The sequence below is a fragment of the Actinomyces bovis genome (assembly GCF_900444995.1).
GTDB classification, from domain to species: Bacteria; Actinomycetota; Actinomycetes; order Actinomycetales; family Actinomycetaceae; genus Actinomyces; species Actinomyces bovis.
Genome location: NZ_UAPQ01000008.1, coordinates 265,507 through 276,172, shown reverse-complemented (window position 1 = coordinate 276,172; position 10,666 = coordinate 265,507). Strand labels below are relative to the sequence as shown.

The window sequence follows — 10,666 nt, the reverse complement described above, 5'->3', positions numbered from 1 at the left end:
TGCTGCTTGTCGTCGCGGTCTCGCCAACTGCGACGCTGACCATCGCGTTGCTGGTAACCGCCATGCTGCTTGTCGTCACGGCTCCTGCGGGGGCCTCCCGAATTGGAGCGATTGCCGAAGCCATGGCGGTCGTTGCCGCGGCGAGGGCCGGAGTGGTCGTTGCGCCGTTGGTAAGGCATTCTCTGTTCCTCTTCGTGACGTCATCGCTCGGGCGTGCAGCGCGGGCTACCTTCCGCCAGACTACCGGCCTTCGCTGTGTTGTTGTGGTTTGGTGTGGTTATGTGGGGAGGCCCCCAACCTGTGGTTGGGGGCCTCGACCCTGGGTGTGTGCTCGGCGGTGTCCTACTCTCCCACACCCTGGCGGGTGCAGTACCATTGGCGCTGGGAGTCTTAGCTTCCGGGTTCGGAATGGGTCCGGGCGTTGCCTTCCCGCTGTGACCACCGAGACGTTTATGTGGGGCCCAGTGCGTGTGTTGGGCCGTATTGTGTGTTGTGTTTTGTGTTGTGTGTTTGGTGTGTGGGTTGGTGGTGGACCGTATAGTGGACGCTTGCGTGTTTGGTTCTTGTTCCCCACCTATGTGGTGGGGGGGTGTTGTTTGTGTTTGGCCTATTAGTACCGGTCAGCTTCAACCCTTACGGGTTTTGTACTTCCGGCCTATCTACCCAGTGGTCTGCTGGGGGCCTTCCACCCCACGAGGGGGTGTGGATACCTTATCTTGAAGCTGGTTTCCCGCTTAGATGCTTTCAGCGGTTATCCTTGCCGAACGTAGCTAACCAGCCGTGCCCCGGGCGGGACAACTGGCACACCAGAGGTTCGTCCGTCCCGGTCCTCTCGTACTAGGGACAGGTCTTCTCAAGTATCCTGCGCGCGCAGAGGATAGGGACCGAACTGTCTCACGACGTTCTAAACCCAGCTCGCGTACCGCTTTAATGGGCGAACAGCCCAACCCTTGGGACCTGCTCCAGCCCCAGGATGCGACGAGCCGACATCGAGGTGCCAAACCATGCCGTCGATATGGACTCTTGGGCAGGATCAGCCTGTTATCCCCGGGGTACCTTTTATCCGTTGAGCGACGACCCACCCACTCGGGATCGCCGGATCACTAGTTCCTGCTTTCGCACCTGCTTGACCTGTCGGTCTCGCAGTCAAGCTCCCTTGTGCACTTGCACTCAACACCTGGTTGCCGACCAGGCTGAGGGAACCTTTGAGCGCCTCCGTTACTTTTTAGGAGGCAACCGCCCCAGTTAAACTACCCACCAGGCACTGTCCCTAACCCGGATCACGGGCCGAGGTTCAGGCGCACGCTATGGCCAGAGTGGTATTTCAACGATGACTCCACAATCACTGGCGTGACTGCTTCACGGTCTCCCACCTATCCTGCACAAGCCACAGCGGGCGCCAATACCAAGCTATAGTAAAGGTCCCGGGGTCTTTCCGTCCTTCTGCGCGTAACGAGCATCTTTACTCGTAATGCAATTTCGCCGAGTTCATGGTGGAGACAGTAGAGAAGTCGTTACGCCATTCGTGCAGGTCGGAACTTACCCGACAAGGAATTTCGCTACCTTAGGATGGTTATAGTTACCACCGCCGTTTACTGGGGCTTAAATTCACCGCTTCACCCCCAATGGGGGTTGACAGCTCCTCTTAACCTTCCAGCACCGGGCAGGCGTCAGTCCGTATACATCGCCTTGCGGCTTCGCACGGACCTGTGTTTTTAGTAAACAGTCGCTTCTCCCTGGTCTCTGCGGCCCTCACCCCTAGCCCGCGTGGGGCTTCAAGGCTCGGGCCCCCCTTCTCCCGAAGTTACGGGGGCATTTTGCCGAGTTCCTTCACCATGATTATCTCGTGCGCCTAGGCATACTCTGCCCGACCACCTGTGTCGGTTTAGGGTACGGGCGGCTGGCACCATCGGCGTCGAGGCTTTTCTAGGCACCACAGGATCACCCTGATATCCCCCACTGAAAAGCAGGGCCACCATCACGCCTCACCCCCGTCATCGAAGACAGCCCCCCGGATTTACCTGGAGGACGGGCCGCGCGCTTGAACAGTCCAAGCCATTAGGACCGCCGGGCTACCACTGTGCGTCACCCCTGTTAAACGCTTGCCTACCTGCACGGAGGATCCCCAGACCCAAACCCACCACACCACAAGTGTCCCCCGAAAGACACCAGGGCATGACTGTGAGCCCAGGCGTGGGTTAGCACCCGCGCGTCAGCATGGGCGGTGCTTCGCCGGTACGGGAATATCAACCCGTTGCCCATCGACTACGCCTGTCGGCCTCGCCTTAGGACCCGACTCACCCAGGGCGGACTAGCCTAGCCCTGGAACCCTTGGTCATTCGGCGCTAGGGTTTCTCACCCTAGTATCGCTACTCATGCCTGCATTCTCACTCCCACACCATCCACCCCTAGGTCACCCCGAGGCTTCACCCGGTGCAGGACGCTCCCCTACCACCCACCACCCCTGCCAAACCCCTCAAAAATAGGGGGTAAGGAAGAAAAAAATTGTGGTGGGTCCGCGGCTTCGGCGGTGTGCTTGAGCCCCGCTACATTGTCGGCGCACGATCACTTGACCAGTGAGCTATTACGCACTCTTTCAAGGATGGCTGCTTCTAAGCCAACCTCCTGGTTGTCTGCGCGACCGCACATCCTTTCCCACTTAGCACACGCTTAGGGGCCTTAGCCGGCGATCTGGGCTGTTTCCCTCTCGACCACGGAGCTTATCCCCCGCGGTCTCACTGCCCCGCTACAACCCGACGGCATTCGGAGTTTGGTTGACGTCAGTAACCCTGTGGGGCCCATCAGCCACCCAGTAGCTCTACCTCCGCCGGGCAACACGAGACGCTGCACCTAAATGCATTTCGGGGAGAACCAGCTATCACGGAGTTTGATTGGCCTTTCACCCCTACCCACAGCTCATCCCCTCCATTTTCAACTGAAGTGGGTTCGGTCCTCCACACGCTCTTACACGTGCTTCAACCTGGCCATGGGTAGATCACCCCGCTTCGGGTCCAGACCGTGCCACTAAAACGCCCTTTCAGACTCGCTTTCGCTACGACTCCCCCAACACGGGTTAACCTCGCGACACAGCACTGACTCGCAGGCTCATTCTTCAAAAGGCACGCCATCACCCCGAAGGGCCCTGACGGCTTGTAAGCGCCCGGTTTCAGGTACTATTTCACTCCCCTCCCGGGGTACTTTTCACCATTCCCTCACGGTACTAATCCGCTATCGGTCATCAGGAAGTATTCAGGCAACCAAGTGGTCTTGGCAGATTCACACAGGATTCCACGAGCCCCGTGCTACTCGGGAACACACCCACACGGCCCAGACAGTTTAACCTACGGGGCTCTCACCCACTACGGCTCCCCTTCCCAGGAGATTCGGCTACCAACCAGGTTTATCACCGCGCCTACCACCGGCAGATGGCAGAAAAGCATGCCCCACAACCCCACAACCGCAACCCCTGCCGAGTAATCACACGATCATGGTTTAACCATCATCCGCTTTCGCTCGCCACTACTAACGGAATATCTTCTCCTGCGGGTACTGAGATGTTTCACTTCCCCGCGTCACCCCCCACACCCTATGAATTCAAGTGCAGGTGACACGACATAACTCGTGCCGGGTCCCCCCATTCGGACACCCTCGGATCACAGCCCGCTAGCCAGCTCCCCGAGGCTTATCGCAGGCCACCACGTCCTTCATCGGCCCCTGATGCCAAGGCATCCACCGAACGCTCATAAAAACAAACAAAACAAAACACCACCAACAAAACGTTGATGGCAGCAAAGAACAAAGATGCTCGCGTCCACTATACAGTTCACAACCAACCCACCCACACCCCCCAAAACCACCCACCCCCAAAACAAGGGAGGCAGACAACCAAGAAGGAGCCAGGCACCAAACAGGGCGTATTACCCCAGGCCCCGACAGCATGCCACCCCCAACCCAACCCCCACACCAAAAGCACGAGGATCAGGTCAGGGCACCCAAACCAACCAGTATTTAACTAACTGGTATTCGGGTGGTTTTCTATACCAAAAGTTCCGAAAAACACAGCACCCAACCCCATAGCACCAAACCCCCCACCACCCAAAACGGGCAGTAAAAACAAAAAGACAGGCCCAGCCAAGGTCAGGCAAACAATAGTGCTCCTTAGAAAGGAGGTGATCCAGCCGCACCTTCCGGTACGGCTACCTTGTTACGACTTCGTCCCAATCACCAGCCCCACCTTCGACCGCTCCCCATAAGGCCACGGGCTTCGGGTGTTGCCAGCTTTCATGACGTGACGGGCGGTGTGTACAAGGCCCGAGAACGTATTCACCGCAGCGTTGCTGATCTGCGATTACTAGCGACTCCAACTTCACGGTGTCGAGTTGCAGACACCGATCCGAACTGAGACTGGCTTTAAGGGATTCGCTCCGCCTCACGACATCGCAACCCTCTGTACCAGCCATTGTAGCATGCGTGAAGCCCAAGACATAAGGGGCATGATGATTTGACGTCATCCCCACCTTCCTCCGAGTTAACCCCGGCAGTCTCCCGCGAGTCCCCACCACAACGTGCTGGCAACACGGGACAAGGGTTGCGCTCGTTGCGGGACTTAACCCAACATCTCACGACACGAGCTGACGACAACCATGCACCACCTGTGAAGGCGCTCCGAAGAGAAACCACGTCTCCGTGATCAACACCCACATGTCAAGCCTTGGTAAGGTTCTTCGCGTTGCATCGAATTAATCCGCATGCTCCGCCGCTTGTGCGGGCCCCCGTCAATTCCTTTGAGTTTTAGCCTTGCGGCCGTACTCCCCAGGCGGGGCACTTAATGCGTTAGCTACGGCGCGGAAACCCCGGAAAGAGCCCCCACACCTAGTGCCCAACGTTTACGGCGTGGACTACCAGGGTATCTAATCCTGTTCGCTCCCCACGCTTTCGCTCCTCAGCGTCAGTAACGGCCCAGAGACCCGCCTTCGCCACCGGTGTTCCTCCTGATATCTGCGCATTCCACCGCTACACCAGGAATTCCAGTCTCCCCTACCGCACTCAAGCCGGCCCGTACCCACCGCAAGCCTCCAGTTAAGCCAGAGGATTTCACGACAGACGCGACCAGCCGCCTACGAGCTCTTTACGCCCAATAATTCCGGACAACGCTCGCGCCCTACGTATTACCGCGGCTGCTGGCACGTAGTTAGCCGGCGCTTCTTATCCAGCTACCGTCAACCACCCCACAAAGAAGGCGGCCTGCTTCACTGGCGAAAGAGGTTCACAACCCGAAGGCCTACATCCCTCACGCGGCGTCGCTGCATCAGGCTTGCGCCCATTGTGCAATATTCCCCACTGCTGCCTCCCGTAGGAGTCTGGGCCGTGTCTCAGTCCCAGTGTGGCCGTCCACCCTCTCAGGCCGGCTACCCGTCAAAGCCTTGGTAGGCCATCACCCCACCAACAAGCTGATAGGCCGCGAGCCCATCCCCAACCAGAAAAAGAACCTTTCCAAACCCACCCATGCGAGCAGGCCAAAATATCCCGTATTAGCCACCCTTTCAAGCGGTTATCCAGAAGTCAGGGGCAGGTTACTCACGTGTTACTCACCCGTTCGCCACTCATCCACCCAGCAAGCTGGGCTTCACCGTTCGACTTGCATGTGTTAAGCACGCCGCCAGCGTTCGTCCTGAGCCAGGATCAAACTCTCCAAAAGAAACCAAAAAACAACCCACCAACCAAAAACAAAAGCCCTCAGCCAGCAAGAAGCCAATCAGAAACAGAAAACAAAACCCAAGCTCAACCCACCCCACAACCGACAAGGAAGCAGAGGCAGGCAAACCAAAAAACAAGAACAAGACAACCAACCAACCCCAAAAACAGAGCCAACCAGCCACCCCATCCCAACAAATGACATAAAAAACATGACACACTATCGAGTTCTCAAACAACACACCCATTCGGTTCTTGTGGATTGCTTTCGCATTCCACCGCCTTCCGAAGGCGCCTGAGAAACTTTAGAGAATCAATTTCCAGATTTCAAATCCTGGGCTCGTGAGCCCGCTCTCATCTGTTTAGATTCTCTTGAGTTCTCAACCCCGGAACGGTTTTGGATCTCTCCGCTCCGTTTCGGGCCGGGAGGAACAATACGCAGAGCCTTAAGCAGGGGTCAAACCAGATGACGGTGACGGTGCCCACAAGGCCCCGCCACCGTCATAAGCGCCTCAAACCGCTCCAATTCGCACGGCCCTCAAAGGCTCAGCCTTGGCGCGCCACCGCGAGGTTACGACGTCCTTTGCGCACCAGCACCACGCCCCCAGCCAGCAGCTGCTCAGCGGTCACCGGCGCAGCTTCATCAACAACTTTGACGTTATTCAGGTAAGCCCCACCACCGGCGACCGTCTTGCGCGCCGCATTGCGCCCCTTTTCCAGGCCCGTGGCAACCAGCAGATCAACGATGGTGGACTCCCCCACCACCAGTTCGCCAGCGGGAAGGTCAGCAGTCGCGGCACTCAGAGTCTGCGCGTCAAGCTCCGACAACTCGCCACGCCCCCATAGAGCCTGAGTAGCTGACTCGGCTTGGGCTACGGCGTCGACACCGTGAACCCAAGTAGTTACCTCCCGAGCCAGCACCTTCTGTGCCTCACGCACCTTGGGATTCTCTGCGGTGGCTGCCTCTAGCCGCTCAATCTCCGCTCGATCCAGGAAAGTGAAGATCTTCAAGAAGCGCACCACATCGGCGTCATCGACCTGCAGCCAGAACTGATAGAAGGCGTAGGGGCTGAGCATCTCCGGGTTCAGCCAGATCGCCCCGCCTTCGGTCTTGCCGAATTTGGTGCCATCGGCCTTGGTGATCAGCGGGTTGGTCATGACGTGCACCGAGGCGCCCTCTACCTTGTGGATCAGGTCCATGCCGCCGACCAGATTGCCCCACTGATCGTTGCCTCCCACCTCCAGGGTGCAGCCATAACGCCGGAAGAGCTCCAGGTAGTCGTTGGCCTGCAGGATCTGGTAGCTGAACTCGGTAAAGGAGATACCCTCCTCACTGGCCAGGCGACGCGCCACAATGTCTTTGGCGAGCATGGTGCCCATCCGGAAGTGTTTGCCGAGGTCACGCAGGAAGTCCACCGCACTCATAGGAGCGGTCCAGTCCAGGTTGTTCACGATGCGCGCGGGATTCTCACCAGCGAAGTCCAGCAGGTGCTCGAGTTGAGCCTGCAAGCCTTTGGCCCAGCCAGCGACGACGTCCTTGGTGTTGAGGGTGCGCTCGCCTTTAGCGCGCGGGTCACCAATGAGACCGGTGGCACCACCAACCAGCGCGAGGGGGTGATGCCCGGCCAACTGCAGGTGGCGCATGACCTTCACGGCTACCAGGTGGCCGTGGTGGAGGGAGGGAGCGGTGGGGTCAAAGCCGCAATAGAAGGTGACCTGCCCCTCGGTGAGCGCCTTACGCAGCGCGTCGATGTCGGTGTGCTGGGCGATTAGGCCTCGCCACTGCAGCTCGTCCAGGATGTCGGTCACGGTCCTGTGCCTTCCATTGCTCTTCCCGGCGTCCGGCGTCCGGCGTCTGGGGCCGGAGTGGCCTCCGGCGCCGTTAGTCTGCCACGACGTCGGCTCCGGCCCAGCGCTAGTCCAGCGATACCTAGGCGCGGGCCACCGGTGTGAGCACTGACAGACCTAGACTTCGGGCGGCGGTAGCCAAGCGCTGGTCATAGGTGACCAGGCAGGCGGCACCGCAACGCAATGCCGCTACCACGTGCATCGCATCAACTAGCCGCAGCTCCTCCGCACAGAGCACGCCCGCCTCCACGAACAGAGAACGCGGCAGCTCATACAGCGGCAGCCCCTCAAGAAAACTAGTAACCGCGGCCTGACGCAACACGCCGCTGCGACGGGCAGCCAGTCGGAGTTCAGTCTCCAACAACACCGAGCTAACCAGTTCCGGCGCCTGTTGAGCCACCAACTCAACCAGCGCGGTTGACTCAGCTTCGTCTAGCAAGAGCTTGAGCGCCGCGGAGGTGTCCAAGTACCACCTCATCGCTCCTCCCGGATGCCAGCAAGCAGTATCTCGCTAGGCGTGTCCGCGCGTCGTCGCCGGAGCGAAACCGGCCGCAAGGCATGGAAGGCGGGCTTGGCTCAACGCAGCCCACCGTCCTCAACCACAGGCATCAGTAACGCTACTGGCACACCTTGACGGGTTACGCGCAGGGCCTCACCCTCCTCCACGCGGCGCAGCACAGCAGAGGAGTCTTTCCTTAGCTCACGCTGACTGATAGAGGCGGTAGACATAAGTAAAAACTAGCACTCTGGCGCATCGTTGCGCGGATGATTGCCGTTGGAGTCCGGGGCTTAGCACTCCTTGCGGTGGCCCGCTTCGATGGCCTGGCCGCCGTACCTGGCCGCATCCCCCTATTCAGTACGCCACGCCAGTGTTGCGGTTCCGAGCAAAGGTCGGAATCACTCACTGGCGGCGCGGCTTCCTAGACTTGGCAACCGCAGCTTTGTACGGGGAGACCGTGGGATCGCCGTCGATCCAAAAGCGCCAAGGGAAGCCACTTCCTTCCCCACCCGGGCCAGAAACACCGGTCCTGGGCCCGGTGCGGATGCGACCAGCTGGCACCGGTTCCTCCGGCAGTGCCAAGCGCAGACGGCCTCCGACTGCGCCGAGCACAGCGCCGTCGTCAGCACGGTCCAACGCCAGCGCTTGGCACAGGCGTCCGGGTCCACTCGCCAACTGCGCGTCCTTACGGGCGGCAGGGCGACGACGGCGGGCAAGCTCCACACCTTCAACCACCTCACCAGCGCGCAGCAGCACCGCCCTACTCAGGCCCTCCGGACCACAGACCAGGTTGACGCAGTGGTGCATCCCGTAGGTCAGATAGACGTAGACGGCGCCAGCAGCCGCGAACATCGTGGCATTGCGTTTAGTCCGCCCCCGGTAGGCATGAGAACCAGGGTCATCCTCACCGCGGTATGCCTCCACCTCGGTGATCCGCAGCGCAACCTCGCCTTCATCACTGGCTACTCGCAGCACTGCCCCCAAGAGCCGTGGACACACCTCCAAGGGGTCTAGCTGCAGCAGCTCTTGCATACCTGACATGGCAGCAGCGGTTTCAGACCTCGGCGGCATCCAAGTCGGCTTTTCCTACGACCCTCGACTCAGCCGGCCCGGCAGGGCCATCGAGCAGTGATCCTTCCCAAGCGAAAACCCGCAGCTCGGCGGAGGTAGCAATGGCCCGAGCCAGCTGCTCCACCACCCGGACCGGCGCGGTGCCGCCATGCCCGGAGCGGGCCGCCACCGAGCCCTCCGCAGAAAGCACTTGGCGCACGCCGGACTCAAGACGGGTGTCAATGCGCTGCAGGTCGGCATCGCTCAGGTCCCACAGCTCGATGCCCCGGCCCTCACACTCGCGCACACAGGCGCCCGAGATCTCGTGAGCTTCCCGGAAGGGGACCCCATGCTTCACCAACCACTCAGCCACGTCAGTGGCCAGGGAGAATCCCTGGGGCGCCAACTCCGCCATCCGTTCCAAGTGCAGCGTCATGGTGGACACCATGCCGGAAACAGCGGGCAGTAGCACCGCGAGAGTGTCCACGGCGTCGAAGACGGGCTCCTTGTCTTCCTGCAGGTCACGGTCGTAGGCGAGAGGCAGAGCTTTGAGGGTGGCCAGGAGACCAGCCAAATCCCCGATGAGGCGCCCTGCCTTCCCGCGTGCTAGTTCCGCCACGTCTGGATTCTTCTTCTGCGGCATGATCGAGGAGCCTGTAGAAAAGGCGTCGTCCAAGGTGACGAAGCCAAATTCCTTGGTATTCCAAATGATGATCTCCTCGCTCAGGCGGGAGATGTCTACCGCCACCATGGCCAGCACAAAGCTCAGCTCAGCTACGACGTCGCGTGCGGCGGTGCCGTCAATAGAGTTCTCCACAGCCGCGTCAAAACCCAGTTCTGCCGCCACGGCGTCAGGGTCGAGACCCAGGGTGTTGCCTGCCAGGGCGCCGGAGCCGTAAGGACTGACGGCGGCGCGGGCATCCCAGTCAACTAGGCGCTCAACGTCTCGCATAAGTGGCCAAGCGTGGGCCAGCAGGTGGTGGGCTACGAGCACCGGTTGGGCATGTTGCAGGTGGGTGCGACCCGGCATGATCGCCTCACCCGCGGCGGCAGCCTGGTCAATCAGAGCGTCAACCACATCCAGCACCAGTGCAGTCAGGTGTCGCGCCTGATCCCGCAGGTACATGCGAATCAGGGTGGCAATCTGGTCATTGCGGGAGCGCCCGGCACGCAGACGGCCGCCCAGTGCCGCCCCGGCGCGCTCCAGGAGTCCGCGTTCCAGGGCGGTGTGCACGTCTTCGTCGGCGAGGGTCGGGGTGAAAGTGCCGGCGACGACGTCGTCTTCCAGGCGGTCCAGGGCAGCGGTCATGCCTTCTAACTCAAATGCGTCGAGCAGACCAGCGCTGGCCAAAGCGCGGGCGTGGGCGCGCGAACCAGCAATGTCGTAGCGCGCTAGGCGCCAGTCAAAGTGAGTCGAGACGCTCAGTGCCGCTAGAGCCTGAGCTGGGCCACCAGTGAAGCGGCCTCCCCACAAACTGATGCCAGCCGGAGCGCTGGCGGCTGGGCTGTTGGGGGCGACGTCGTGTTGGGGCTCACTGCTCATAGGCACATCATGGCCTATCGGCAGCCTCGTGG

5 protein-coding genes and 3 rRNA genes are annotated in these 10,666 nt (G+C 60.4%); all 8 read right to left on the bottom strand.

Annotation, left to right across the window (positions count from 1 at the left end):
* Positions 1 to 329: 329 nt before the first annotated feature.
* Positions 330 to 446: ribosomal RNA gene (gene rrf / locus DR039_RS08210) — 5S ribosomal RNA — on the bottom strand.
* 144 nt (positions 447 to 590) lie between these two features.
* A 23S ribosomal RNA gene (locus DR039_RS08205) occupies positions 591 to 3,756 on the bottom strand.
* A 406-nt stretch (positions 3,757 to 4,162) separates the two neighbouring features.
* Positions 4,163 to 5,698: ribosomal RNA gene (locus DR039_RS08200) — 16S ribosomal RNA — on the bottom strand.
* The 16S, 23S and 5S rRNA genes sit together here, the layout of an rRNA operon.
* Positions 5,699 to 6,240: 542 nt before the next feature.
* Entirely contained in the window at positions 6,241 to 7,503 is a 1,263-nt protein-coding gene (tyrS, locus tag DR039_RS08195) for a tyrosine--tRNA ligase (protein WP_111836890.1), read from the bottom strand.
* Between the two features lie 121 nt (positions 7,504 to 7,624).
* On the bottom strand, positions 7,625 to 8,020 hold the full coding sequence (locus DR039_RS08190) for a type II toxin-antitoxin system VapC family toxin (protein WP_111836889.1): 396 nt from the start codon (positions 8,018 to 8,020) through the stop codon (positions 7,625 to 7,627).
* 98 nt (positions 8,021 to 8,118) lie between these two features.
* The gene (locus DR039_RS08185) at positions 8,119 to 8,271 is read right to left on the bottom strand and encodes a type II toxin-antitoxin system Phd/YefM family antitoxin (RefSeq protein ID WP_111836888.1); all 153 of its coding nucleotides are present in this window, start codon (positions 8,269 to 8,271) and stop codon (positions 8,119 to 8,121) included.
* 172 nt (positions 8,272 to 8,443) lie between these two features.
* Positions 8,444 to 9,082, bottom strand: coding sequence for a DNA-3-methyladenine glycosylase (locus DR039_RS08180; protein ID WP_229116892.1), 639 nt, complete (start codon positions 9,080 to 9,082; stop codon positions 8,444 to 8,446).
* A 13-nt stretch (positions 9,083 to 9,095) separates the two neighbouring features.
* On the bottom strand, positions 9,096 to 10,634 hold the full coding sequence (gene argH, locus DR039_RS08175) for an argininosuccinate lyase (RefSeq protein ID WP_111836886.1): 1,539 nt from the start codon (positions 10,632 to 10,634) through the stop codon (positions 9,096 to 9,098).
* Positions 10,635 to 10,666: the final 32 nt, after the last annotated feature.

Bases quoted from the DNA above. Each gene is read 5' to 3' on its own strand.
- DR039_RS08190 (WP_111836889.1), bottom strand. From the start codon at position 8,020: ATGAGGTGGTACTTGGACACCTCCGCGGCGCTCAAGCTCTTGCTAGAC.
- DR039_RS08185 (WP_111836888.1), bottom strand. From the start codon at position 8,271: ATGTCTACCGCCTCTATCAGTCAGCGTGAGCTAAGGAAAGACTCCTCT.
- DR039_RS08180 (WP_229116892.1), bottom strand. From the start codon at position 9,082: ATGTCAGGTATGCAAGAGCTGCTGCAGCTAGACCCCTTGGAGGTGTGT.
- argH (WP_111836886.1), bottom strand. From the start codon at position 10,634: ATGAGCAGTGAGCCCCAACACGACGTCGCCCCCAACAGCCCAGCCGCC.